The organism is Synechococcus sp. CS-1333 (genome assembly GCF_025128015.1).
In the GTDB taxonomy this organism is placed as follows: domain Bacteria; phylum Cyanobacteriota; class Cyanobacteriia; order PCC-6307; family Cyanobiaceae; genus MW101C3.
The window spans coordinates 21,655-47,795 of the sequence record NZ_JAHLYO010000027.1 but is presented as its reverse complement, the minus strand read 5'-3'; the positions used below and the strand labels follow the sequence as shown (position 1 = coordinate 47,795).

Here is a 26,141-nt window from a genome sequence, read left to right as displayed (position 1 = left end):
CCGGTGGAGGGGCTCGCGGCCGGCCCTCAGAAGTCGTCTCCGCGTTCGTCCAGTGGCGCACCGGGCTGGCCGCGGCGGGTGAGGCTGATCTGCCGCAGCGTTTCTCCCCAGGCACCGCAGAAGCCCGCCATGCCGATCACCAGAGCCCAGAAGCGGGGGTGGATCGCCGGCAGAAGTTCACCAGGGGTGCGCGAGGCGTGGTGGGCCAACACCAGCAGCACCAGCACGGCGAGGGCATAAAGACATCCCGCCAGGGCGATGCGGCGGCGATCCACCCGCAACTGGCGGCGCGGACGGTAGCCGGCAGGGCGGGGCAGGGGCATCTCAGGCGGCCGGGCCTGACGGCAGCACCGGTTCGGTGGCCTGGCTGGCGGGGAACCAGGAGGCTTCCAGCTGCTTCATCAGCACATAAAAGGAGGGCACCACAAACAGGCTGAGCACCGTGGCCACCAGCAAGCCACCGAAGATCACGGCCCCAAGCGACTGCTGGCTGAGGGCGCCGGCGCCGCTGGCGACCAGCAGGGGGAAGAAGCCGGCCAGTGCCGCCATTGCCGTCATCAGGATCGGGCGCAGGCGGGAGCAGGCGGCCGCCATGGCCGCTTCGGCGGAGCTCATGCCCTGCTCCATGCGCTGGTTGGCCAGATCCACGATCAGGATGCCGTTCTTGGCCGCCAGGCCGATCAATGTCACCAGGCCCACCTGGGCGTACACGTTGTTCACCTGGCCGCGCAACACCAGGAACATCAGCGCCCCGAGCATGGCCAGGGGCACCGTCATCAGGATGATCAGCGGATCGATGTAGCTGCCGTACTGAGCGGAGAGCACCAGGTACACCACCACGATCCCCAGCGCGAACACCAGGATGGCCAGGGCGCCGGCCTGCACCTCCGACCGGGTCAACGCCGACCAGGCTGAGCCGATGTTGGCGAAATTGAGCCGGCGGAACACCGCCGCGATCGTGTCGATCGCCTGGCCACTGCTCTTGCCGGCGGCCTCCACCCCCTGAATCAGCACGGTGCGATAAAGATCGAAGTGGCTGATGATCGGCGGGGCGCTGTCGAGGCGGGCCTTCACCACGTTGGAAAGAGGCACCAGCCCACCGGAGCGGTTGCTCACATAGAGATTGTTGAGGTCCTGGATCATGGTGCGGTGGCTCGCATCGGCCTGGACATACACCTGCCGGTATTGCTGCTGCTCGTAGGTCTGGTTCACGAAGCTGCCGCCCGTGAGGGTACCCAGGGCCTCCATGGCGGCGCTGAAGTCGATGTCGAGCGAGGCCATGCGGTCGCGGTCCACGTCGAGGCGCCACACCGGCGCATCACTGACGAACTGGGTATAGAGGTTGCCGAAGGTGCCGGTGCCCCTGGCCTTGGCGATCAGTTGCTTGGCGAGGCCGGCCAGTTCGGTGGGGCTGTAGCCGCCATTGCTGAGGTCGTTGAACTGGAAGGAGAGGCCCCCCTGAGCGCCGAAGCCAGGCACGGCCGCGGGCGCCTGAGCGAGCACAATCGCCCCGGGAATCTTGGCGAAGGCCTGGTTCATCCGCCCGATGATGGCATTCGCCGATTGCTTCGGACTGGTGCGTTCCTCGATCGGCTTGAAGCCGAAGAAGAAGATGCCCTGGTTCAACGAGCCGCCGTTGAATCCGGCCCCTCCCACCAGTTCTCCGGACACCACATCAGGCTCCTTGGCGATGATCCTGCGGGCCTCATCCGCCACCGCCATGGTGGCCTCGATCGACGACTGGGCCGGCAACTGGATGATGCCCAGGCCATAGCCCTGGTCTTCGGTGGGAACGAAACCGGTGGGAATCAGCACGAAGGCGGCGCCGGTGAGCAGCACCCCGCCCAGCAACGCCGCCAGCACCAGCCGCCGAAGCCGGATCACCTGTTGAAGCAGGGCGGCATAGCCACGGGCCACCTGATCGAACACCTTGTTGAAGGCCGTGAAGATGGGCATCAGGAAGGTGCCCACCACGGCCCCCACCAGGCCCAGCACCACAGCCAACAGCCAGCCGCCGGCCAGGGTGCCGTACAACGCACCGAAGGCCCCGCCGATCGCCGTCCAACGCCAGCCCCTGGGTTCGGTTTTGCCGCCACCGAGCAGCAACGCCGATTGCAGCGGCTTGCCGGTGATCGCATTGAAGGTGGACACGATGATCGAGAAGACGATCGTGAGCGCGAACTGCCGGTAAATCACGCCGGTGGCGCCCGGGAAGAAGGCCACGGGCACGAACACAGCCAGCAGCACCAGGGCGGTGGCCAGGATGGCGCCAGTCAGTTCCTTCATGGCATTGGAGGCCGCCACAAACGGTGGGTCGCCGGCTTCGATGCGCGCCGACACGGCCTCCACCACCACGATCGCGTCATCCACCACCAGGCCGGTGGCCAGGATGATGCCCAGGAGCGTGAGTTCGTTGATCGAAAAGCCGAACGCCTTCACGAACACCATCGCCCCCAGCAGGGCGATGGGCAGGGCGAGGGCCGGCACAGCCGTGGCCTTCCAATCCTGCAGAAACAGGAAGATGATCAGCAACACCAGCACCACAGCATCGCGCAGGGCATCGAGGGCCCCTTCGATCGAGGCATTGATGAAGTCGGTCTGGTCGAACACCTTCTCCAGCACCACACCTGGCGGAAGGGAGTTGCGGAACTGGGTGAGCACCTCATCCACCGCATCAGCTGTGGTGATTGCATTGCTGCCAGGCAGCTGGATCACCCCGAAGCCCACCGATGGGTAGCCGCTGATGGCATTGATGGCGGCCTGATTGAAGTTCTGAAAGGCATATTCTGCGCGGCCCACATCACCCAGACGAATCAATCCGCCGTCGGGGCCCTTGGAGAGAATGAGTTTTTCGAATTCACCAACTGTCTCCAGGTTGCCGTTCACCAGAATCGGGAAGGTGGAGCGGTTGGTGGGCAGTGAGGGCGGGCCACCCACGCTGCCGGCAATCACCACCACGTTCTGAGATTTCAGCGCATTCACCACATCGGTGATGGAAAGGTTGAAACGGGCCAGCCGTAGTGGATCCACCCAGAGGCGGAAGGCGGGATCACTGGCCCCGAAGATGTTCACCTGGCCGACACCATCCGCGCGCGTGAGCGGATACACAAGATTCAGTTGCAGGAGCCCGTTCAAGAAGGTGCCGTCGAACTGGCCTTTGGTGGACGTGAGGTTGTAAACGAGGAGGTAGCTGCCGGAGGTCTGCTGAACCGTGACCCCTTGAGCATTCACCTGGGGCGGTAATTGCGGGGTGGCGGTCTGAACGCGGTTCAGCACGTTCACCTGATCGATGTCCGCGTTCGTGCCCGGCTTGAAGTAGACGTTGATCTGGCTGCTGCCCTCCCCGGTGCTGGTGGAGGTGATGTAATCCATCCCCGGCGCCCCATTGATCTGCTCCTCAAGCGGGCCGGTCACGGCGCTTTCCACCGTGAGCGCATCGGCCCCGGGCAGGTTGGCGTTCACCTGAATCGTGGGCGGAGCGATGTCCGGCAGGTTCTCGATCGGCAGCAGGGGCAGGGCGATCACGCCTGCCAGCAGGATGAGCACACTGCACACCGTGCTGAGCACAGGGCGGCGGATGAAGGTGTCCGAAAGGCTCATTGACGGGCCGCCGGGGGGGCGGAAGCAGGCGCCGCTGCAGCGGCGGCGCGCACAGCCAGGCCACTGCGCAACTGGGCCAGGTTGCCCAGGATCACCGAATCGGTGCTCCGCAGGCCCGAAGCCACCGGGAACATGCCGCCTTGCAGCGTGCCCAGGGTGACGGGCACCTGCACCGCCACCAGGGCACCCGCGGGTGGCGGTGGCTCAATCGGCCGGCCCAGCCGCTGCCGTGCCTCCTCGGGGCTCACAGCCAGGAACACAAAGGTCTTGCCGGCCTGGAGCAGCACCGCCTGCTCGGGAATCGACAACGCGTTGCCCTGCGAGAAGATCAACCTGGCGTTCACCCGCTGGCTGTTGCGCAGCACGCCGTCGTCGTTGGCGAAGGTGGCCTTCACCAGCAGGGTCTGGCGCTCCTTGTCGAGGGACGGGGCCACAAAACTCACGGCGCCGCGGGCCGTGAGCTCGGGGCGATCGGGCGCGCTCAGCACCACGGGCAGCCCCACCTTCACGCGGGCGGCATCGGTGCCCGGCACATCGAGGCGCACCCACAGGCGGGAGTTGTCGACCACGCTGGTGACGACACCGCCGGCACGAACGACATCACCAAGCTTGGCGTTGATGCTGCCCACCTGACCGGTGATCGGAGCCGTGACGTTCTTGTAACCAAGGGTGGCTTTTGAGGACTGCAGCCGATCACGGCTCACCAGAGCCTGGGTGACATAAAAATCACGTTCCTTGGTGGTTACGGCACCCTGCTCGTTGAGAAAGATATAACGCTCGGCGTTCACCAGGTCCTTCCGGGCTTCCGCCCGATCCGAATTGGTGGTGGCCTCCTGCTGCACCTGGTCGAGCCGGAAGAGCAACTCTCCCTTTCTCACCGCCTGTCCCTCCTGCATCGGCATCGCCACGATGCGGCCATCGATCTCTGGAGCGAGCTTGACCTCGCGGATGGCCTCCAGCGTGCTCTGGTAATCGGCGGAGTCGGTGAAGACGGAAGTGCGTGGATTCACCAGCCTGACGGCCGCCGGGGGCTGCTCGGGAACCTTGGCCGGAGCACAGCCAATGAGAGCAACCAGCGAGAGAAGAGAGGATGCCGCCAGAACGGTGGTGGGTGGCCGCAACGGGCTGGTCACGAGTGCGATCAATGTTGACGCACACCAGGGGACCTGTCTACTTCTGCATGGGCGTCGGCGCGTACTGGGAACATGACGGAACGACGAGAGGCGATCAGGGGCGCTTCTGGCTTCCTCCGCCTCTGGAGAACTTGTGGTGGGAAGCAGGATCTGAGGTGGAAACCTGCAGCTGCCGCACCGTCTCCAGAGTGAGGCCGGCAAAGGCCCCGAACCCGCAGAAGATCCCGCAGTAGAGGGCAAAGGAGCGCGTGCTCACCACCACCGGCGTGTGGATCACCACCGCATGCAGCATCACCGCCAAGGCGGCCCCGAGGCCACTGCCAATCAGCCCCGCCATCAGAATCAGGCACCACCATCAACGGCAGCACCTTGGCCACCAGCACTCCGCCGAAAACCACCGGGCCAAAGGAGGACTAGCCAAGGGCACCGGCTCCACTCGCGAACACCAGCGGCAAGAAACCGAACAACGAGGAAACACTGCGCCGGCCTGATCAAGGCCAACTGTGCGGTGAGCACCATCCTCGCCACGCAGGAGGAAGGTGCCCATGAAAACCCGTGTCTCCCAATCCAGATCCGTCCCAATGGGCTGATGAGCAAGAAAAACCGGGGTCAACTGCGGCATCAACAATCCGGTGCTGAAGCCTCACAAGGCAGGGCAGATTTCCTGCCACCAGAGGAGCAATACCGGATGTCGCTTGACACCTGCCTGAGATCGGAGGAGCGAAGCCCCTGGGGACATCCAAATCCAAGGTTCAATAACGGTTACAGGTGCCAAAGTGCACTAAGTGGCCTCAGCCATCAGCAGTGGATTCAGCGGTTGCTGGTCACTGAATGACATTGTGAGAAAACAGATCGAGGGAATTCCTCAAGAGGCTGTAAGGAGAAACGTTCAGGATTGCCTGGTCAGGCCGAAAGCGATGCCACTGCTTCCCAGAAGCCAAGGGGCATGACAAGATCTTTTTGAAACCGGAGTGGTGAACACTCAAGCATGGAGGAGCAGGCTTCTTGGCGAAGCTGAGTATAGGCCTCGTTCAGAGCCTAGCCTAGAGAGATAGCCGAGAGGCGTAAATCAGCCTTGCCCGCCCCATCTGGAGATGCTGACAGGTAAGCCCTCATTGCTCACTGGTAGGCAGAAAATTCCATGCCGCCTATAATGAGAATGAAACTCACCCATCCCCCGCTCAGAGACAACAATCTCAGAGTTCGTCTTTGCCCAGCGAAAGCCAACCGTTTCAAGCCGTTCTCAACCCCCCATGACCGAGCTCATCATAATTTTTGCCGCGGCGGCTTTCGGAGGCTTGTTGGCTTCCTTGATGAAGCAGCCCGTCATTCTTGGGTACTTGCTTGCGGGGGTGATTGTTGGGCCTTTCGAGCTCGGGCTGATCAGTAACTACGAGGAAGTAGAAACAATCGCCGAATTGGGCGTTACGTTTCTACTCTTCACCATCGGAGTTGAGTTCTCCCTCGCTGAACTCAATAAGGTCAAAAAGATCGCATTGGGTGGTGGCGGACTGCAACTGGTCCTCACGATCTCCCTGACGGCTTTGGTCGCCGTGGTGGCGGGCTGGGTCACCTCCGTTCCACAGGGTATCTTCCTCGGCGAGTTGGTGTCACTCTCCTCCACTGCTGTGGTGATCAAGGCCCTGGCAGAGCAGGATGAAACGGCCTCGGCCCACGGGCAGGTGATGCTGGGCATCTTGATTGTCCAAGATCTTGCCCTTGGCCTGATGCTGGCGATCTTGCCGGCGCTGAACAGTCCGATCGAGGAGCTCGGATTTGCCATCGGAATCGCCGTACTGAAGCTCGCGCTGTTTGCCCTAGGGGCGTTCGTAGTGGGGAAATGGCTCATCCCTCCTTACCTGCAGCTTCTGGCCAAGACGGAAAGCCACGAGCTTTTTCTTCTAGGAGTCGTGACGCTTTGCCTGGGCATTGCACTCCTCACGGGCAAGATTGGGCTGTCCACTGAAATGGGCGCATTTGTAGCGGGTCTGATGATTTCAGAGGTCGAGTATTCCGACCAGACCCTCGATTATGTTGAACCGATCCGGGACATCTGTGCGGCTGCATTTTTTGCAGCGATTGGAATTTTGATCGATCCGGTTTTCCTTTGGAACAATCTGCCCCTGATCTTAGGACTTGTCACACTGGTATTGGTCGGCAAATCGTTTATCATTACGCCCTTGGTTATCCTGTTTCGCTATCCGCTGAATACTGCCATCATTGCTGGTCTGGGCTTAGCTCAGATTGGTGAGTTTTCCTTCGTACTGGCAGGGCAGGGTAGCAAATTTGGCTTGATTTCAGAGGATGTCTACTCGTTGATCCTTGGAACAACCGCCGTTACTTTGATCGTCACTCCCTTCGTGCTGCAATGGCTGCCTGCGCTCTTAGCCAAAGCCGAGTCCATACCCTGGTTTACCCAGGCCGATGGCCCCATGGAAATCTCAGAAGATTCGCAATCCCTTCGGGATCATATTGTTGTCTGCGGTTACGGAAGAGTTGGCAGCAACATTGTGAAGCTGTTACGTGAACGCGACTACCCTGTATTGGTGATTGAGCAATCAGAGCAATATGTTCAAAAGTTGAGGGATGCAGAAATACCATACATCTTTGGCAATGCAGCCAGTGCCCTCGTTCTGCAAAAGGCCGGCGTCGATCAGGCCAGAGGCATGGCGATCGCCCTGCCTGATCCCATGAGCATTCGTTTGTGCCTGAAGAGATCCCTTGCGCTCAACCCAGAACTGGATCTGGTGGTGCGTGCCAGCGCAGAGAAAGACATTGAACCCCTGTATCAGATGGGCGCGAAAGAAGTTGTGCAACCAGAGTTTGAGGCAAGCCTAGAGCTATCGTCACATCTTTTTTCAGGTTTGGGATTTCCCTTGGCTGCCATCCAGCAAAACATCCAGCAAATTCGAGATTCTCACTACTCAACTCTGCGTCCAGAGCAATCCAAGGATCAGATCTCTCGAGAGATCAAGGAGGCCACGCGCATGATGAAAAGCAAAATGTATTCCCTGCCTCCCAACTCTGCCTTAGTAGGAAAATCCCTTGAGAAATCCCACATACGCTTGCTTTCCGGGGTCATCTTGATGGCGATTACACGCGCCAGTGGCGAGAAAATCGATTACCCCGAGTCGAACACCCTGATTCAAGAAGGGGATAACTATTTACTCGTAGGAGAAGTTGATGAACTAGCCGCTTTCAAGAAGCTGGTTGAAGGGGGAATAAAGCAGTTACCAGAGGATACCGATTCTTCCCTCTGGATCCTCGTTTCCGAAGGCAGTGAAGTCGTCGGAAAGTCCTTGGCTCAACTTGATTTTCAGAAGCAATTCGGATCCACAATTCAAGCAATCCGTCGCCAAGGAATGTATCTTCGATTTCCGAATGGGAAGTGTGTGATCAAAGCGGGAGACAGATTATTGGTGTTTGGCTCACTGTCTGTTCTTGCTGATCTCGGTCAAAGGATCGCAGCCACGGCAGACATCAAAACAATCGTCTCATATTGAGAGCTTAGTTGGTTTTCACTTACAGACTCTACGGCTAAATCACAACTTCCTCCTGGGTCTCGATCTTGCTTCCCTTCAGGTGCTCCTCTTGCGCGCCTCGATCCAGCCCCGAACCCCTTGGCCTTATTGGTTCCCGCACCCTATTTTGTGACTGGGGCATGTCTGGAACAGGTCGACTGGACTAGGACTGTGGCGCGGGGAGGCCACAGGCAGGGGAAGCCCAGCTCCGGCGTCTGCCTGGTGTCAACGACCGAGGTAGGCGCCACATTCTCATCCATGAAGGGGAGTTCGATCGTTCTCAGGCACGACTGGGTGAACCATCAAGTCAGGTTGCCGATATTCCCCTGGATGCGTCAAGAATCGGGTATTCCAGAAGCAGATCGCCTTCGCGGAACTTATGTTACCGTTTATGAATGCCTATACTGATTGAACCAAAGGATTTCTTGCTATACACAACGAACTTCCTTCAAACCCTAGCCGCTATCTCGCGCACAACCTCCTGCAATGATCAAAGCAAGCGTCTCAATTCGCTCTGAATCCTCCCAGAGCCATTCTCAATTGATTCCCTGGCACAGTCTTGATCTTTCAACGGTTATTTCCCGAGTTAATGTCGATCCCCAGCAGGGCCTCACCAATGCTCAGGCCAAACGGCAACAGGATCGCTTTGGCAAGAATGAGCTGAAAGCCAAGAAGGGCCGCCCTCTTGTGTGGATGTTTCTGATTCAGTTCAAGAATCCTCTTCTTTACATCCTCCTCATTGCTGGTGCCGTCAAGGCCTTCATGGGCTCATGGATTGAGGCGGGAGTGATCACCGGTGTTGCAGTACTGAATGCGCTGATCGCCTTCACCCAGGAATCCAAGGCGGAGTCTGCCATCAAAGCACTGGCATCCTCGGTCACCACAGAGGCGATGGTTCGTCGCAATGGAGAGATGCAGAAGCTGCCATCTGTCGAACTGGTGCCAGGAGATGTGGTACTGCTGGCTTCCGGTGACAAAGTGCCGGCCGACGTTCGCCTTGTGACAAGTCGCAGCCTGCAGATCAATGAATCAGGCCTCACGGGAGAGTCCGTGGCCGTGGAAAAGGATGCAGATTGCAAGGAACTAGGTCCGGAAACGCCTCTGGCTGATCGCATCAACATGGCCTATGCAGGCAGCTTCGTCACCTTCGGCCAAGCTGAAGGCATCGTTGTAGAAACGGGCCAGAGAACCGAGACAGGCCGGATTTCCACATTGATGGATCAAAGCAGCGCACTGACGACACCGCTCACTCGAAAGTTTGAACGATTCAGCAATCTGCTTTTGCGGGCAATTCTAGGGATTGCCATCTTTACGTTCATCGTGGGCCTGGCCTGGGGGAACACCCCGTTCGACATGTTCCAGGCCTCCGTTGCCCTTGCCGTCAGTGCGATTCCCGAGGGACTACCAGCAGTGGTTACCATCACCCTGGCGATCGGTGCTTCGCGGATGGCGGAGCGGCATGCCATCGTCAGGAATCTTCCTGCCGTAGAAACCCTAGGAAGTGCAACAATCATCTGTTCCGATAAAACCGGAACCCTCACCGAAAATCAAATGACTGTGCAGGCTCTTTATGCCGGCGGTCATCACTACCAATTCATCGGTGATGGCTATGTTCCCAAGGGAGATCTACTCAATTCGGATGATGAACCGATCGAGATCACCCAGATGCCGCTTGCCGTACGAGACTGTTTGCTCGCCGGTGTGCTCTGCAACGATTCTGAACTAGCTCATGAAGGCAAGACCTGGAGCATCGTGGGCGATCCCACCGAAGGCGCTCTGCTGGTTTCTGGCGGCAAGGTCGGCCTTGATCGCGCCCAGCTCGCCAAAACGCATCCCCGCCTCGACAGCATTCCCTTTGAATCCGAATATCAATACATGGCAACCCTGAATCAGTTGCCGATGGAGGCAGGCTGCTGGATCTGGATGAAGGGGTCCGTCGAATCCCTGATCAAGCGCAGTGATTCGATTCTTGATTCGGAGGGAGGTGTTCTTCCGATCAACAAGGAACGTCTCACCTTGCAGGCTGAGCGAATGGCTTCGAAGGGTCTGCGCGTGCTGGCTTTTGCAAAGAAACCGCATTCGAGCACCACGATCGATCACGATGCTCTGGCTTCGGGGCTGGTCTTCCTCGGTCTTCAGGGAATGATCGACCCACCACGCTCCGAGGCCATCCAATCCGTACAGGCCTTCCACAGCGCCGGCGTCGACGTGAAAATGATCACCGGTGATCACAAGGTCACCGCTGTGGCGATCGCCAATCGCCTGAAACTCAGTCAACAGGAGACAACCGCGGCTTTCAGTGGTCAAGAGCTCTCAGATCTGGACAAGACCGCTTTCATCGATGCCGCCCTGGAGGGAAGCGTCTTTGCCCGTGTTGTTCCGGAGCAGAAGCTTCGCCTGGTTCAGGCTCTGCAGTCCCGCGGTCACATCGTTGCCATGACCGGTGATGGTGTGAATGATGCGCCTGCCTTGAAACAGGCGGACATCGGTATCGCCATGGGAATCACCGGAACGGAAGTGGCGAAGGAACCTGCAGACATGGTGCTCACTGACGACAACTTTGCTTCGATTGAAGCGGCCGTCGAGGAAGGCAGGAATGTGTTCCAGAACCTGCTGAAAGCGCTTGCTTTCCTGTTACCGGTCAATGGTGGCCTCGCCGCAAGCGTGTTTCTGAGCGTGATGGCCGGACGTGGCAACTTCCTGCCGATTCAGCCGCTTCAGGTGCTCTGGATCAACATGATCATCTCGATCACGATGACGGTTCCCATCGCTTTCGAGCCCAAGCCCTACGACCTGATGGAGCGCCCGCCCCGCTCTCCCCAGCAGCCATTGCTGTCAACACCCCTGCTCCAACGCATCGCCCTGATTTCCACGCTCAACCTGATCTTCATCTTCGGCATCTTCGCCTGGATACGCGAATCCAGTGGCGATCTCACCTTGGCCCGCACGATGGCGATCCAGACGCTGGTCACGGGCTTGGCGATCTACCTGTTCAGCCTCAGCCAGTTCTGGTCTTCTCTGATTGCACGCCTGCGCGGACGCAAGGTTCAGCTGGGCAATTTCTCACGCATCGGCTTCGGCATCATTGCTGCCTTTCTGCTGCAGGTGCTGTTCAGTCAGTGGCGCGTGATGAATCTGCTGTTCGAGACAACGCCGATGACGGCCAACCAATGGCTTGCCTGCTTCGGTCTGGCCTCGCCGATGCTGGTGGTGGCCCTGCTCGCCAACCGCTGGCCCGTCAACTGGACCCCTCCCCAGCGCACCATCACAGGAGTTGGTTGATCCGCTTGCAGCCAGCCGTAGCCCCTCAGAGAAAGCCAAGATCGGGCAAGAACAACAGCCCCGTCGTCCAAGATCCGAGAGTGAGCTTGATGGCCATCAACTCCTTGGGCGGCCCTATCCAGCCACCACTCCCAGCACTCTTGGCAAGATCGAGGCGCGTCACGTGATGGCCAAGTCAACCACCCAAAGCATGCAGCCCAGGTTGCCGCCCACCGATAGAAAGAAGAGCCCCCTAAGACACCTCAACTAAAGCAAGGGAACATATCGAAGATCACCCGAGATCAGATGACTGACCAGGATCTCTGGGCCCCTCGGGATTATGTCGCGGTGAGGGCCGAGGAGAAGAGCGGGGGAAGGTGCGCGGGTAGCGGTGGTAAGCAGGATCGGGGTTGCCCGCCTGCAGCTGACGCACCGTTTCAAGGGCGAGTCCGGCCACAGCCCCGAAGGCGGTAAAGATCACGAAGAAGATCACATAGGTGCGTGGGCTCACCTCCACAGGGGTGTGGGTCACCACCGCATGAAGCATGAAGGCAATGGCCGCCCCGAGGCCTGCGCCGATGGCAGCTGCCAGCAGGATTACGCGCGTCCGCAGCCGGGCCTGGGGCGCCGCCATCAGGGTGAGGCTCCTTCGATCGCCCCAGCCTCAGGAGCCTCCTTCGGCGGAGCGGGAGGGGGCGGCACAAGCTGCTTGACCACCACGTAGAACACCGGCACCACCAGCAGCGACAGCACCGTAGCCACCAACAGGCCGCCGAACACCACCGTGCCCAGAGAGGACTGGCCGCGGGCACCGGCCCCACTCGCAAACAGCAGCGGCAGGAAGCCGAACAACGACGAAACGGCCGTCATGATGATGGGCCGCAGGCGGGAGCGGGACGCCTCGCGGGCCGCCTCCAGAGCGCTGGCGCCGGCGGCCATGCGCTGGTTGGCGAGATCCACGATCAGGATGCCGTTCTTGGCCGCCAGACCGATCAGCATCACCAGCCCCACCTGGGCGTAGATGTTCAGTTCGTAGCCACGGGCCCCGAGGAACGCCAGGGCCCCGAGCATGGCGGTGGGCACGGTCATCAGGATGATCAGCGGATCGCTATAGCTCTCGTACTGAGCCGCCAGCACCATGTACACCACCAGGATGCCGAGGGCGAAGATCACCACCGCCAGGGCCCCCGCGCTCACCTCCTCCCGGGCGATGCCGGTCCAGTCGTAGCCGATGCCGGGCACATCCAGGCTCTGGAACAGCCCCAGGATCCCCTTGATCGCCTGGCCCGAGCTGCGCCCCGGCGCCGCCGAGCCCTCCACCCGGATGGCGCGGAAGAGGTTGAAGCGGGGAATGATCGAGGGGCCGGTGACCGGCTCCACCGTGATCACCTCGGCCAGCGGCACCGGTTCCCCTTTGGAGTTAGTGACGAAGATGGCCTGCAGCCGCTGGGGCGTGGCCCGGAAGGGGCCATCTGCCTGCACAAACACCCGCCGCACCCGGCCCTCCTGGAACGTGTCGTTCACATAGACCCCGCCGAAGTAGAAGCTGAACACCCGCATCGCCTGGCCGTAGTCGAGGCCGAGTGTGGCGAGGCGATCACGGTCCACCGTGACGGCCAGCTGGGGGGACTCGGCGCTGAACTGGGTGAACACACGGCTGAACAGGGGACGGCCATCCGGCCGTGCCTGGTTGGCCTTGCCGATCAGCTGGCCCGCCACCCCGGCGAACTCGGGCAGGTTGAGGGCCCCACCGCTCTGATCCAGCAGCTGGAACTCGAAACCGCCGGAGGCGCCATAGCCAGGAATGGCCGGGGGCTCCACCACAAACACACGGGCGCCGTCGATCACCGAGAGCTTGCGGTTCAGCCGCTCCACGATCGAGTTCACCGACTGGTCTGCGTCCCCGCGATCGTCCCAGTTCTTGGTGCCGAAGAAGAACAGCCCCCGGTTGGGAGCATTGCCATCGAGGCTGGCGCCGCTGAAGATCGCCGCCGAGGTGATGTCCTGTTCAGTGCGCAGGATCTCGGCCACCTGGGCATTGACCTGGCTGGTTTTCTGGACCGAGGTGCCATCCGGGGCCTGCACGAAGCCGATGGCATAGCCCTGATCTTCCACCGGTACAAAACCGGATGGGATGGCGTTGAAAGCGACACCGGTGAGCACCACCCCCCCCACCAACACCGACATCACCAACTTGCGGTGGCCCAGCGCCCAGCCAAGGGCACCCTCGTAGCGGAGCTCAAAGCCGGCATAGAAGCGGTTGAACCCACTGAATATCGGCGGGGTGAACCAGCCCAGGGCCAGGCCAAGCAGGCCAAACAACACGATGGGGAGGGGGTTTGCGAAACCACCGCTGAGCAGCAACCCATAGATGGCGCCGATCACCGCGCCGGCGATGGCATAGGTGCGGCGCCCAGGGGGTGGGCTCTCCCGGGCCAGCAGCAGGGCCGAGAGCATCGGCGAAAACGTGAGCGCGTTGAAGGTGGAGATCGTTACCGCGAAGAGGATCGTGGCGGCGAACTGCTTGTAGATCGTGCCGGTGGCGCCTGGGAAGAACAGCACCGGCAGGAACACCGCAAACAGCACAAGGGATGTGGCGATCACGGCACCGAACAGCTCGTTCATGGTGGCCATGGCGGCTGCCACGGCCGAGAGCCCCTCCTTCTTTTTGGTTGAGGTGTCCTCGATCACGGTGATGGCGTCATCCACCACCAGGCCGGCGGCCAGCACCAACCCGAACAGGGTGAGCTGGTTGAGCGAGAAGCCGAAGGCCTTGACGAAGGCAAAGGTGCCCACGAGGGCCACAGGAATGGCGATCCCCGGCACCATCGTGGCTTTCCAGTCCTGCAGGAACAGGAACAGAATCAGCACCACCAGCAGCACCGCATCCCGCAGTGCTCCGGTCACCCCCTCGATCGAGGCGTTGATGAAGTCGGTGTTGTCGTAGATGATCTCCTTTCGAATGCCCGGCGGCAGGGTGGCTTCGAAGGTGTCGATCACCTCCTTGACACCGTTGGAAACCTCCAGGGCGTTGCTGCCGGTGAGCTGGTAGACCGCCAGGCCCACGGACGGCACCCCCCGCAGGTCGGTGGCCCCCACATCGAAGCTTTCACCGCCCAGCTCAACGCGGCCCACGTCGCTGAGGCGAATCAGGCCCCCATCCTGGGTGGTGCCCAGGATCATGCGCTCGAATTCCTCGTTGGTGCGCAGCCGCCCCTGCAACTGCACCGTGAAGGTGAACATCTGGCCGTCGGGCGCCGGCGCACCGCCCACCCGGCCGGCCGGCACCAGCCGGTTCTGGGAACTGAGGGCTGCCACCACATCGGCTGACGTGAGCTTGTTGACGGCCAGCCGGTCGGGATCAAGCCAGAGGCGGACCGCCAGCTGGCGGTTGCCGAAATACGCGATGCTGCCCACGCCCCGTACCCGCCGGAGGGCATCGGTGAGCCCTTGATCCAGCAGGCCGCTGATCGTCTCGATGCTGAAAGGGTTGGCTGGGTCTTCGCTCACGAAGTTGGCCACCAGCAGGATCGAGTTGGAGGCCTGGTTCACCACCACCCCCGACTGGCGCACCTCCTCGGGGAGCTGGGGCTGGGCCAGCGCCACCCGATTCTGCACGTTGACCTGGTTGATGTCACCGTCGGTGCCGCTGACAAAGGACACCGTGATGGCGCTGGTGCCGTCGGCGGAACTGTTGGAGCTGATGAACTCCATGTTCTGGACACCGTTGATCTGTTGCTCCAGCACGGCCGTAACCCCCTGCTCGACGCTGAGGGCATCGGCGCCGTTGTAGCGGGAGGTGACCTGCACGGTGGGCGGGGCGATATCCGGCAGGTTCTCGACCGGCAGCAGCGGGATGGCGATCAGCCCGGCGAACACAATCAGAAGGCTGCAGACGGTGGTCAGAACCGGCCGCGTGATGAAATTGTCGGAAGCAGACATCGGCGGCTCCTCACTTCACCGTCACGGGTGTGCCGTGACGCAGGGTGAGCAGGTTGGTGGTGATCACCCGATCGTTGAGATCCACGCCCTTGAGCACCGGATAGCGGTTGTTCTGCAGCTCACCGAGCTGCACCGGCACCTGCAAGGCGAAGCTGGTGCCCGGTGGCAACTTGCGCAGCGCCTCAAGGTCGGCCCTGCCGGGGTTGCGCTCCAGATCCTGCAGGGTTCCCACCGCGAACACGAAGCTCTGGCCCGACGACTGGGTGACCGCCACGAACGGCACGGAGGGCACATCGCCGGCCGCCAGCTGCACGCGGGTGCGCAGGCGCAGGCCGGTGCGCAGGGCGCCATTGGGATTGGGAAACTCCGCCTTCAGCAGCAACGCCTGGGTGCCGGGGGTGACGGCCGGATCCACCGATCCCACCACGCCCCTGGCCAGCACCCGATCGCCCAGCGGCTCCTGCAGCACCACCGGCAGGCCGGGCCGCACCCGGTCGCTGAAGGCACCCGGCACATCGATGCGGGCCATCAGTCGGTCGTTGCGCACCACCTTGGTGAAGGGCGCGCCAGCGGCGATCACATCGCCCTGCTTCACCTGCAGGTCGCTGATCACACCCCCGATCGGCGCGGTGAGGTTGTTGAAGGCGAGGTCGGCCTGTCGGGCCACCACCGCCTCGCGCGACTGGATGTATTCGGCGCGCAGCTGATCACGTTGCAGCGCGCTGGCGGCACCCTGGCGCACCAGAAACTCAAAGCGCTCGTAATTGAGCCGGTCCTTGTCGCGCCGCGCGATCAGGCTGGCCACATCGGCGCGCACCTGGGCCTGGTCGAGCACGAGCAGAAGCTGGCCCTGGCGCACAACGTCACCCTGACGCACGAACAGGCGCTCGATGCGGCCGGCGGTCTGGGCGGCCAGCTGCACCTCCTCAATCGCCTCCAGGGTGCTGATCGTGTCGACATCGTTGCTGAAGCGACCCAGCGCCACCGGCTGGGTGGACACCTGCACCTGGCGCTGCTGCGGCGCTGGCGGGCCGCTTCCACAACCCGAGAGTGCCAGCAGGGCGGCCGCCAGAGACACACCCGTTCCAACTGACATGGAGCGGAGAGGAAGAATCACGCAGCAGGCTCTGGTTGGGGGGATTCTGAAGGGCCCACGCGTCAATGCAGTGCGCCGGGGTGGGTCGCAGGATTGTCACCCACCGGGTCAGCATGCCGAGGATTGCGGCGAAACAGAAGGGTGTGACCGATCTGTTCGACTTCGAAGCTGCGCGCCAGCGCCAGCAGATCGCCCCGCTGGCCGACCGCATGCGGCCGCGCGGGCTTGATGATTTCGTCGGCCAGGAGGCGATCCTCGGCCCGGGCCGCCTGCTGCGTCGCGCCATCGCCGCCGACCGGGTGGGCAACCTGATCCTGCACGGGCCACCTGGTGTGGGGAAGACCACACTCGCCCGCATCATCGCCGGGACCACCCGCTCCCACTTCGCCAGCCTGAACGCGGTGCTGGCGGGGGTGAAGGAGCTGCGGGCCGAGGTGGAGGCCGCGCGCGAACGGCTGGGTCGGCACGGTCTGCGCAGCTTCCTGTTCATCGATGAGGTGCACCGCTTCAACGCTGCCCAGCAGGACGCCCTGTTGCCCTGGGTCGAGAACGGCACGATCACCCTGATCGGCGCCACCACGGAAAACCCGTTCTTCGAGGTGAACAAGGCGCTGGTGAGCCGCTCCCGCCTGTTCCGTTTGCAACCGCTCGAACCTGGGGATCTGCGCCGCTTACTGGAGCGGGCCCTGGCGGATGTGGAGCACGGCTATGGCGGGCGGCCGATCCAGATCGAGGCCGACGCCAGCGCCCACCTGCTGGATGTGGCCGGCGGCGATGCCCGCAGCCTGCTCAATGCCCTGGAACTGGCGGTGGAAACCACAGACCCCGGCGCCGATGGGGTGATCCACATCGATCTGGCGATCGCCGAAGAGTCGATTCAGCAGCGGGCCGTGCTCTACGACAAGCAGGGCGATGCCCACTTCGACACGATCAGTGCCTTCATCAAGTCACTGCGGGGCTCCGATCCCGATGCCGCCCTGTTCTGGCTGGCCCGCATGGTGGAGGCCGGCGAAAACCCCCGCTTCATCTTCCGCCGCATGCTGATCGCCGCCGGTGAGGACGTGGGGCTGGCGGACCCGCAGGCCGTGGTGGTGGTGGAGGCCTGCGCCGCCGCCTTCGAGCGGGTAGGCCTGCCCGAAGGGCTCTACCCCCTGGCCCAGGCGGCGCTCTACCTGGCCTCCACCGAAAAGAGCAACAGCGTGCTCGGGTTCTTCGATGCGCTCAAGAGCGTGCGTGCCACCAGCCGCCAGGAGGTGCCCTCCCACCTGCGGGATGCCAACCGCGATGGCAAGGCCTTCGGCGACGGGGTGGGCTACCGCTACCCCCATGCCTACGCGGAGCACTGGGTGGCCCAGCAATATCTGCCCGGTGCCCTGCAGGGGGAGGTGTTCTGGAAGCCGGGTGCCCTGGGCTGGGAGGGAGGGCTCGGAGCGGGCCTGCAGCGGCGTCGGGCTGCCCAGCTGGCGGCCGCGGCCGAAGCCGATCTCGAGCAGGGGATCCTGCTCACCACTGGCCCCGAGGATCCGGCCCTGCAACGTTGGCTGCGGCGCCAGATCGGCAGTGAGGGCCAGCGCCTCGAGCGGCTGCGGCAGCGCTTCTGGGAGGGGGTGCGGTGGCAGCGGCAGGACCGTTGCCTGGTGTTGAATGCGCGCTCGCTGCTGTGGAGCCTGGATCCGCTCGACGCCACGCCGGAAGGAGGCGTGGTGATCACGGTGGCGGCAGAGGCGGAACGGGGGCGACTGGAGGCCCAGCTGCAGGTGCTGGATCAGCTGCGGCGCCCGCGGCTGCTGTGCATTCCCGGCGCCCACCCTGAGGCGCTGATCGCGGCCCTGGAGCCGGGTGAACGCTTCGAGTGGATCGTGGGCCGCTCCCCTTTTCAGGATCTGGAGGCGTCAGGCCTGGCGACCTGGCTTGACCACATCAGCGACCTGGCGGCGCCAGGGGCCCAGATACGGTGGCTTCAGAGCCTGCCGCTGATCGGTCCGGCTGGGGCCCTCACTGAGCTGGTGCGGCAGCGGCAGCGTTCCGTTTCGCAGGAGCTGGCAACCCTCCTGCAGCAGGCGGCTGCGTGGGAGAGCGGCGGGCTGGGCAACGGACCCGGCGCGGACGCCCTGCAGCAGGGCCTTGAGGCGCGGGGCTGGAGGGTGGAACCTGAGCAGTGGCGCGAACCGCTCAGCATGACGCTCTCTGTCGGTTTGCGTCAGCGCTGGTTCGGCGAGGGGGCGAGCTATGGGCACCAGCTGAGCGCCGCCCTCGGCAGGAACTCCACTGGGCGGCTGGAGCAGCTCAGCGCCGATCTGGAAGGGGCAGAGCTGGCGCAGGCCTTGCAGCACACGCTGCTGGTGGCCATGAAAAAAGCCCCGGGAATCCCGGGGCGGTAAGGCTGAACCGCGAGGGTTCACCAGAGGCCGCGGATGGGCATGGGCTCGGCGGCAGGGGCAACCACAGGAGCCTGGAAGTTTTGAACCTTGGCCACGGGATCGCCCATCTGGTTGGCCTGGATGCAGGCCGGCAGGAAGACGTACCAGGACAGCAGGGAGGTGCACTGGGCGGAACCTTCCTTGCACTTGCCTTCGGCGCAGATGTTCTGCTTGCCGTCGTAGGTGCCGCAGGTATCCGCCAGGCGGTAATCCACCGGCAGCGCCGCCATGATTCCGGCCGAGGAAATCTGGCCATCCTTGGCATCGGCGATGATCGCGCTGCGCAGACCCTGCACGGCGTAGGTGCTCATCGTCCAGTAAGGGAAATAGCTGCGGCTCTGATTCTTGAGGAACTTCACACCCTCATCGGAATAGAGGAAACGGGTGACGCCGACCAGGTCGACGCTGTACGACTTGGAGAGACCGTCGCGCACTTCGGCGGCCGTCCAGCCGGAAAGATTGAGGCCACCAGCCAAGCCACGGTCGGTGATTTCGCCGGTTTCAAGGAAGGTGCCGAAAGCGCCCATTGGGGTGGACCAAACGGCACCGCCGGTGTTCCAGCGCACGGGGAGGTCGTTATCAACAGCGGCGGAGGCCGGCAGGGTGGAGGCCACGAGAGCCGACCCCATCAGGAGGCCAGCGGCAAGACGCTTCAGCACGGATCAGTTCTGGAACAACAATCCGAACCTAATCAGCCCGGTTGCATCTGCCAACAACTCGTCATCGGTCGAACATGAAGACCCAAGCGCGTCAGGTGCTAAGGATGCGGCGCCTCTGCAGCGGAACCTCATCAGCGTGGGGCATGACCGGCAGGCCGCTCACCAGGGGTTCAAGACCGCACCGCCCCTGCGGTGGCGGGGCGAACGGCCGGTAGGGCCACCCAGCCTGAGGGACACAGGAGCCGGTTGTCCTGGCTGGGGAAGGCCTCGGGATCAGGCGCCGGCCGGGATCCACGGCAGACGGCACCGCGGGGGGCATTCTCGACCGCCTCCACCCGGGCAAGGTAGATCTCATCGCCACCGGTCGGGGTGAGCACCAGCTGAACCCGGTCCTGGTTGAAGACCACATCGGCAGTCATTGTGGCGGGAATCTCGATGCCGAGCACATCGAGGTAAGGGGTGAAGCCGCCCCAGAAGTAGCGGGTGATCTCCGCGCCCACGAAACGGTTCAGCAAGAGCGACACCTGTTGGCGCTGCCCGAGCAGGGCTTCCTGGGTCTCCAGCCGCGCCAACAGCCCCGCCGTGTCCGCATCGGTACGGCTGGCCAGGGGGGGGTGCAGGCGCAGCTGGGTGAGGCCGGCCAGGCCAAGCGCCACCAGGATTCCGATCAGACCAAGGCGCACGACGGGGGCCATGAGCGGCCAGGAAGTGGGCGGACCCTAGCCGCCCCTAGGCTCCAGCCAGCCCAGCTTTGGACAGCTTCATGACCCTTGAGATCGGTGATCCCGCGCCCGAGTTCACCCTGCCGGATCAGGAAGGCCATCCGGTGCAGCTCTCCGCCCTGAAGGGCCAGCGCGTGGTGATCTACTTCTATCCGAAGGATGACACCCCGGGCTGCACCAAGGAAGCCTGCGGCTTCCGCGATCTGTGGAGCCAGTTCGAAGCCCATGGCATCAAGGTGCTGGGCATCAGCAAGGACGGGGCCGCCAGCCACGGCAAGTTCATCAGCAAATACGAGCTCCCCTTCACCCTGCTCACGGATGCGGAACCCTGTCCGGTGGCCACCGCCTACGAGAGCTATGGACTGAAGAAGTTCATGGGCAAGGAATACATGGGGATGATGCGCCACAGCTTCGTGGTGGCCCCCGATGGCACCCTCGAGAAGATCTACCGCAAGGTGAAAGCCGAGGAAATGGCGGAGCAGGTGCTCATCGATCTGGGCCTGAGCGCCCCAGCCGCCTGAGCCGGGCAGCGCTCAGCGCGTCCAGCGCCTCCAGCGCCAGGTCGGGCACGAGCTCGAACGGCTGACCCAGCTCCTGCAGCAGCGGGGCCAGCCGGGGGCCATCGCCGCCGGTGAGCCACAGGCCCGGCGGCGGCTCCGCATCGTGTTGCCGGCAGGCCCCGGCGATCGCATGGGCCAACCCCCACAGGCAACCGCTGGCCATGGCGGCTCCAGTGGCGCTGGGCCAGAGGTCGAGGGGCATGGCCGGGTCCGGCAGTCGCTGTTGCGGCAGCAGGGCCGTGCCCCCGGCCAGCGCCGCCAGCTGCAGACCGGCGCCAGCCAGCAGCCTTCCACCCGCAAAGGCGCCGCTTCCGGCCACCCGGGTGAGGCTCAGCGCCGTGCCGGCATCGGCTACCAGCACCGCGCCACTGGGGCCATCGCTTTGGCCACCACCCCCCAGGCGCCCTTGAGGCGCCAGACGCCCTTGCTGGCGCTGCCAGGCTCCCCAGCCCGCCAGAGCCCGATCGATGCCAAGCCAGGCCGGCATGCCCAGCAGGGGCACGGCATCAAGCGTGCACCTGTGCCGCAGCGGCAAGGCCAGCTCCGGCGGCAAGGGCCCCACGGCGGCCCAGGCCAGCAGCAGGTCGCGGTCTGCTGGCTCCAGGCGCTGGGGCGGCCGCGTGCTCCAGCAGCGGAGGCCTGCCAGTTCATCAGGCTCCGAGGCCGGTTCGCGCCGCGCCCAGTGCCAGTGAGTGTTGCCGATCAGCAGCACCAAGCTCGCCGCGCGGCCCGGAGTGCCGCCGGCGACCCCCACCACCTAGATACCTTCGCCCATCACACCGGGCAGATGGATGCCACACTCCTGATGCAGGCCACCGAAGCGGGTGGCGCGGCCACTCCCGTCGTCGGGGCCGCTGGAGTGCCAGTCGCCCACAGTGGAATAACCCTGTTCGAAGAGCGGGTGCTGGGGGAGGCCGTTGTTCTGCAGGTAGTAGTACACGTCCCGGTTGGTCCAGTTCAGCAGCGGTCGAAGCGACCAGCGGCCCCGCACCGGTTGGAGCGGCAGCATTGAGGCGCGGTGGTCAGTCTGTACGCCACGCACCCCGCTGGCCCAGCAGGCCACGCCGATCGCCTCGAACGCGCGATCGAGCGGTTCCACCTTGCGGAGGCGGTGGTAGAGATCCAGATCATCGGCATCGCCGGTGGCCCACAGCCGGCCATGCAGAGCTTCCATGCGGGCCGGGCTGACCTCGGCTTGGGCCACGTGCAGATTGAGCGACAGCAGATCCGTGAGCTGCTCTGCATAGCGGTAGGTCTCGGGGGGGAGATAACCCGTGTCGACCCAGATCACTGGCAGGGCGGCGTCGAGTGCGGCGGCCATGTGCAACAGCACCGCAGACTGAATGCCGAAGCTGGTGATCACAGCAAAATGATCACCGAAGGTGTCCCTTCCCCAGCGCAGCTGGTCCTCGGGGGGGAGGGCTTCCACCACCCTCCCTGCGGCCTCGGCGTCGAGCGGCAGGCCCTGGCGGTCGGTGGGAAGGGTGGGGGAGATGGTGGCGGCCATGAACGCCATCATCTCCTGTGACGAAACGCTCTGGTTAGGGTTCGGGTAGTCAACGCCACAACCGAGACGCCGTACCCATGGCGGAGACCAGCGGGGACCGCACCCCCTTCCCCAATCCAGCCGAAGCCGGTGCGGGCACCACGTCCTCGTGGGAGCCCCCCCATCCGGTGGTGATCGTCGGGGGCGGCTTCGGTGGCCTCTACACGGCGCTGGCCCTGGCTGCCCGGCGTGACCCTCCGCCTGTGGTGCTGGTGGAGCCGAACGAGCGGTTCGTTTTTCTGCCGCTCCTCTACGAGCTGCTCTCCGATGAGCTGCGTGCCTGGGAGGTGGCGCCGCCCTACGCCAGCCTGCTGGCCAGCCGCGGCATCGCCTGGCTGCGCGACCGGGTGGTGAGCATCGACGCCGCCAGCGGCACCGTCACCACCGCGCAGGGCCGCTGCCTTCCCTACTCCCGGCTGGTGGTGGCCACCGGTAGCCGCAGCAATGATTTCGGCATCCCCGGGGTGCACGACCACGCCCTGCAGTTCCGCTGCCTGGCGGATGTGGAGCGCCTTCAGGCGCTGGTACAACAACTCCAGGCGCAACAGCGCCCCCTGCAGCGTCTGGCGATCGTGGGGGCCGGGGCCAGCGGAGTGGAGCTGGCCTGCAAGCTTGCCGACCTGCTGCAGGGCCACGCCGTGCTGGAGCTGGTGGAGCAGGGCGCCGAGTTGTTGCCTGAGGCGCGAGCCTTCAACCGGGAGCAGGCCCGCACCGCCCTGCTGCGCCGCGATGTGCGCCTGCGCACCCACACCCGGGTGGAAGCCGTGGAGGCGGGCCGGGTCACGCTGCGACACGAACCGGCGGGCGGGGGCGCCGCCAACACGGAGCATCTCAGCGTCGATGGCGTGGTCTGGACCGCCGGGGTGACAGCGGCGGCGCCGGCGATCACGCCCACCGCGGCCACCGACCGCCGCGGCCGTCTGCTCTGCCACCCCGATCTGTCGTTGGTGCAGCATCCCCACCTGTTTGCCCTCGGCGATGTGGCCCACGCGGCCGATGCCGATGGTGAGCCCCTGGCCGGCACGGCCCAGGTGGCCTTCCAGCAGGCCGACGTGCTGGCCGACAACCTGATTCGCAGCCTGGCCGGCGAACCCACCAGCCCATTCCGTTGGAACGATCTCGGCGAGATGATCAGCCTTGGCATCGGCGAGGCCAGCCTCACCGGGCTGGGCCTCACCCTGGCCGGATCCGCCGCCTACCGCCTCCGCCAGCTCACCTACCTGGGCCGTCTGCCGGGGCTCCCCCATCAGCTGCGCGTGGCCTCCGGCTGGCTTTCCGACCTGGGCCGCCCCCTGTTCGGCGCCGGCGAACCCGCCCGCACGCCGCCGCCCCGACCGTGATCGCCGCCGCTGCCACGGACGCCTGGCCGGCCCCGAAGGGGCTGCTGCTCGATGCGATGGGCACCCTGATCGGCCTGCGGGAATCGGTGGGCACCACCTATGCCGCCGCCGCTGCCGGGCATGGAATCACGCTGAGCGCTGCCGCAATCGACCAGGTCTTTCCGGCCGTGCTGCGCCAGGCCCCGCCCCTGGCCTTTCCGGGTCTGCAACAGCAGGAACTGGAACGGGCCGAGCGGCAGTGGTGGGGCGCACGCATCGATGCTGCCCTGCAGGGCGCTGGCAGCGGCGCGCGCGCCCCTGGCGCCCTGCAGGAGGAGCTGTATCTCCGCTTTGCTGATCCTGCTTTGTGGCGGGTGCTCCCCGGGGTGGCTCCCGCGCTTGAACACTGGGCGGCCGTGGGCCTCCGGCTGGCGGTGGTGAGCAATTTCGACGGGCGTCTGAACGGGCTGCTCAGCGGGCTGGGCCTGGCGGAACATCTTCAGGCGGTGATCGTGTCCAGCGCGGCCGGGGCCGCCAAACCCGATCCCCTGCCCTTCCGGCTGGCGCTGACGGCCCTCGGCCTTGAGGCCGCTGAGGTGTGGCATGTGGGGGACAGCCCCGAGGATGCTGAAGGGGCGGCAGCCACCGGTGTGCGTTGCCTGCGGATCCAACGCCCCTGACCCGATGCACCCGCGCCGTTGAAACAAGCTGTGCTGCTGGGGCGTGTCAGCGGTCTGCGCCCCGCCCAGAAACGCCGCCTGGAGCGGCTGTCCCACCGCCGGCACCCGGAAGGGGGAGGCGCGGAACTGCTCTGCCTGCAACGGCTAGCCGCCGAGGCCCGTGAGCTGGAGCTGCCGCTGAGCCTGGTGGTGGACGGCCGCGGCCTCACCCGCCTGCTGTGGGTGGGGCCACTGGAGCAATCGGGCCGGCTGATCGAGCGACTGCCCGGCAGCGAGCGGCGCCAGGGGAGCGACCTGCGCCTGATCACCTGCGTGGGCCGCAAGCCCGGCCTGGAGCCGCTGGCCAGCGAAGCGCTGGTGGGGCTCGATCTGGAGCCGCTGGTGTGGCTGCGCTACCCCGACAAGGCCGCCGCGGGGGGGCGCTGGGCGGCAGCGTCCTACACCATCAGCCAGGAGGAGGGGCGCCCCTGGGCCCTGTACCGAGAGGCCGACCTGGCCGAGCTCTGCGAGGCCGCTCACTCGCCGTTGCCCGCGGAGGCCGCCAACGACGCCCCGGGGCCGGCGCCCCAGGCTGGGCCCGAACGGGTGCTGTTGCTGGCCCTGATCGGTGAGGACGGTGCCGCAAGCCAGCGCGACATCGCCGAGCTCGAAGGGCTGGTGCGGAGCGCCGGCGCGCTGCCGGTGGGCTTGATCCAGCAGAAGCGCCAGCAAGCGGCGCCCCAGACGCTCTGGGGGGAAGGGAAACTGCGCGAGGCGGCCCTGGAGGCCCGCCGACTGGGAGCCACCCTGGTGGTGACCGATCGGGACCTGACGCCGGTGCAGGCCCGCAACCTGGAGCGGCTGCTGGACCTGCCGATCAGCGACCGCACCGAACTGATTCTCGACATCTTTGCCCAGCGGGCCGCCAGCGGCGCCGGGCGTCTGCAGGTGGAACTGGCCCAGCTGCGCTACCGGCTGCCGCGGCTCAGCGGCCGCGGCCAGAGCCTCTCGCGTCAGGGGGGTGGCATCGGCACCCGGGGCCCGGGGGAAACCCAGCTGGAAAAAGACCGGCGGGCCATTGCCCGACGCCTCGACCGCCTGCAGCGGGAGGTGCAGCGGCTGGGGGAGCACCGGGCGCGCCTGCGCGAGGGACGCCAGGGCGTCAGGCGGCTGGCCCTGGTGGGCTACACCAATGCCGGCAAGAGCTCCCTGCTCAATGCCCTCACCCGCCCGGTGGCGGGTGAGGAGGTGCTGGCCGAGAACAAGCTGTTCGCCACCCTCGATCCCACCACGCGGCGGCTTGACCTGCCGGATGGGCAAGGGGGGCTGGTGCGGCTGTTGATCACTGACACGGTCGGCTTCATCCGCGCCCTCCCGCCGCCCCTGGTGGAGGCGTTCCGCTCGACGCTGGAGGAAACCCTCGACGCCGATCAGCTGCTGGTGGTGGTCGATCTTTCGGACCCGGCCTGGCCGCAGCAGCTCGAAGCGGTGAACGCCCTGCTCGACACCCTCGGCAGCACCGCGCCGCGTCAGATGGTTGGCAACCAGATCGACCGCTGCGACGCGCAGGCGCTGGAGCTGGCCCGCACCTTGCACCCCACCATGCTGTTTGTGTCAGCGACCGCAAACTTCGGCCTGGAGGGACTGCGTAACTGGATGATCACCCAGGTCTGCTGACCGCAGGGCTATGGCACGATCAACGA

Annotated in this window: 18 protein-coding genes; 7 read left to right on the top strand and 11 right to left on the bottom strand. The window is 64.4% G+C overall.

Going from position 1 to position 26,141, the window contains the following annotated elements; all coding sequences use genetic code 11:
* Positions 1 to 26: 26 nt before the first annotated feature.
* The 4 genes from KQ303_RS10315 to KQ303_RS10300 all read right to left on the bottom strand — a co-directional run bounded on the left by KQ303_RS10315 (position 27) and on the right by KQ303_RS10300 (position 5,070).
* Positions 27 to 323: a hypothetical protein gene (locus tag KQ303_RS10315; RefSeq protein ID WP_259730202.1), complete on the bottom strand. Its 297-nt coding sequence runs from the start codon at positions 321 to 323 to the stop codon at positions 27 to 29.
* 1 nt (position 324) lies between these two features.
* Positions 325 to 3,600, bottom strand: coding sequence for an efflux RND transporter permease subunit (locus KQ303_RS10310; RefSeq protein WP_259730201.1), 3,276 nt, complete (start codon positions 3,598 to 3,600; stop codon positions 325 to 327).
* Entirely contained in the window at positions 3,597 to 4,733 is a 1,137-nt protein-coding gene (locus KQ303_RS10305) for an efflux RND transporter periplasmic adaptor subunit (RefSeq protein WP_259730200.1), read from the bottom strand. Before KQ303_RS10305 ends, KQ303_RS10310 begins: the two co-directional genes overlap by 4 nt.
* A gap of 94 nt (positions 4,734 to 4,827) precedes the next feature.
* Positions 4,828 to 5,070 (bottom strand): hypothetical protein, encoded by a 243-nt coding sequence (locus KQ303_RS10300; RefSeq protein WP_259730199.1) that lies wholly within the window; start codon positions 5,068 to 5,070, stop codon positions 4,828 to 4,830.
* 916 nt (positions 5,071 to 5,986) lie between these two features.
* Between KQ303_RS10300 and KQ303_RS10295 the strand changes: the two genes are divergently transcribed.
* Entirely contained in the window at positions 5,987 to 8,236 is a 2,250-nt protein-coding gene (locus tag KQ303_RS10295; RefSeq protein WP_259730198.1) for a cation:proton antiporter, read from the top strand.
* Positions 8,237 to 8,740: 504 nt separating this feature from the next.
* A complete protein-coding gene (locus KQ303_RS10290) occupies positions 8,741 to 11,536 on the top strand; it encodes an HAD-IC family P-type ATPase (RefSeq protein WP_259730197.1) in 2,796 nt (931 codons plus the stop codon).
* 271 nt (positions 11,537 to 11,807) lie between these two features.
* Here the strand turns inward: KQ303_RS10290 and KQ303_RS10285 are convergent, their stop codons facing one another.
* The 3 genes from KQ303_RS10285 to KQ303_RS10275 are packed head-to-tail and all read right to left on the bottom strand — an operon-like array spanning position 11,808 to position 16,553.
* The gene (locus tag KQ303_RS10285) at positions 11,808 to 12,149 is read right to left on the bottom strand and encodes a hypothetical protein (protein WP_259730196.1); all 342 of its coding nucleotides are present in this window, start codon (positions 12,147 to 12,149) and stop codon (positions 11,808 to 11,810) included.
* Positions 12,149 to 15,457, bottom strand: a complete 3,309-nt coding sequence (locus KQ303_RS10280) for an efflux RND transporter permease subunit (RefSeq protein WP_259730195.1) — start codon at positions 15,455 to 15,457, stop codon at positions 12,149 to 12,151. The genes KQ303_RS10285 and KQ303_RS10280 overlap by 1 nt, the downstream gene beginning before the upstream one ends.
* A gap of 10 nt (positions 15,458 to 15,467) precedes the next feature.
* The gene (locus KQ303_RS10275; RefSeq protein ID WP_259730194.1) at positions 15,468 to 16,553 is read right to left on the bottom strand and encodes an efflux RND transporter periplasmic adaptor subunit; all 1,086 of its coding nucleotides are present in this window, start codon (positions 16,551 to 16,553) and stop codon (positions 15,468 to 15,470) included.
* Positions 16,554 to 16,666: 113 nt separating this feature from the next.
* On the opposite strand from KQ303_RS10275, the gene KQ303_RS10270 reads away from it, so the two are divergent.
* On the top strand, positions 16,667 to 18,934 hold the full coding sequence (locus KQ303_RS10270; RefSeq protein ID WP_259730193.1) for an AAA family ATPase: 2,268 nt from the start codon (positions 16,667 to 16,669) through the stop codon (positions 18,932 to 18,934).
* A 17-nt stretch (positions 18,935 to 18,951) separates the two neighbouring features.
* On the opposite strand, the gene KQ303_RS10265 is transcribed toward KQ303_RS10270, so the two are convergent.
* Together KQ303_RS10265 and KQ303_RS10260 are read right to left on the bottom strand one after the other, a co-directional pair.
* Positions 18,952 to 19,632 (bottom strand): alpha/beta hydrolase, encoded by a 681-nt coding sequence (locus KQ303_RS10265; RefSeq protein WP_259730192.1) that lies wholly within the window; start codon positions 19,630 to 19,632, stop codon positions 18,952 to 18,954.
* Between the two features lie 170 nt (positions 19,633 to 19,802).
* Complete coding sequence (locus KQ303_RS10260; RefSeq protein WP_259730191.1) at positions 19,803 to 20,327, bottom strand: hypothetical protein; 525 nt, start codon at positions 20,325 to 20,327, stop codon at positions 19,803 to 19,805.
* A gap of 68 nt (positions 20,328 to 20,395) precedes the next feature.
* Here KQ303_RS10260 and bcp point away from each other — a divergent pair, with 68 nt between their 5' ends.
* Entirely contained in the window at positions 20,396 to 20,875 is a 480-nt protein-coding gene (bcp, locus tag KQ303_RS10255; RefSeq protein WP_094512786.1) for a thioredoxin-dependent thiol peroxidase, read from the top strand.
* Here the strand turns inward: bcp and KQ303_RS10250 are convergent.
* Together KQ303_RS10250 and KQ303_RS10245 are read right to left on the bottom strand one after the other, a co-directional pair.
* Positions 20,841 to 21,668 carry a type III pantothenate kinase gene (locus KQ303_RS10250; RefSeq protein WP_259730190.1) on the bottom strand — a complete coding sequence of 276 codons (828 nt, stop codon included), beginning with the start codon at positions 21,666 to 21,668 and terminating at the stop codon, positions 20,841 to 20,843. The two genes, bcp and KQ303_RS10250, sit on opposite strands and share 35 nt — an antisense overlap.
* 3 nt (positions 21,669 to 21,671) lie before the next feature.
* Entirely contained in the window at positions 21,672 to 22,421 is a 750-nt protein-coding gene (locus tag KQ303_RS10245) for a phosphoadenylyl-sulfate reductase (protein ID WP_259730189.1), read from the bottom strand.
* 77 nt (positions 22,422 to 22,498) lie between these two features.
* Between KQ303_RS10245 and KQ303_RS10240 the strand changes: the two genes are divergently transcribed.
* From KQ303_RS10240 to hflX, 3 genes are read left to right on the top strand one after another with little or no spacing between them, the layout of a single operon-like run.
* Entirely contained in the window at positions 22,499 to 23,800 is a 1,302-nt protein-coding gene (locus tag KQ303_RS10240; protein WP_259730188.1) for an NAD(P)/FAD-dependent oxidoreductase, read from the top strand.
* Positions 23,797 to 24,459 carry an HAD-IA family hydrolase gene (locus KQ303_RS10235; protein ID WP_259730187.1) on the top strand — a complete coding sequence of 221 codons (663 nt, stop codon included), beginning with the start codon at positions 23,797 to 23,799 and terminating at the stop codon, positions 24,457 to 24,459. Before KQ303_RS10240 ends, KQ303_RS10235 begins: the two co-directional genes overlap by 4 nt.
* Positions 24,460 to 24,477: 18 nt before the next feature.
* Positions 24,478 to 26,115, top strand: coding sequence for a GTPase HflX (hflX, locus tag KQ303_RS10230; protein ID WP_259730186.1), 1,638 nt, complete (start codon positions 24,478 to 24,480; stop codon positions 26,113 to 26,115).
* The last annotated feature ends 26 nt before the right edge of the window (positions 26,116 to 26,141 follow it).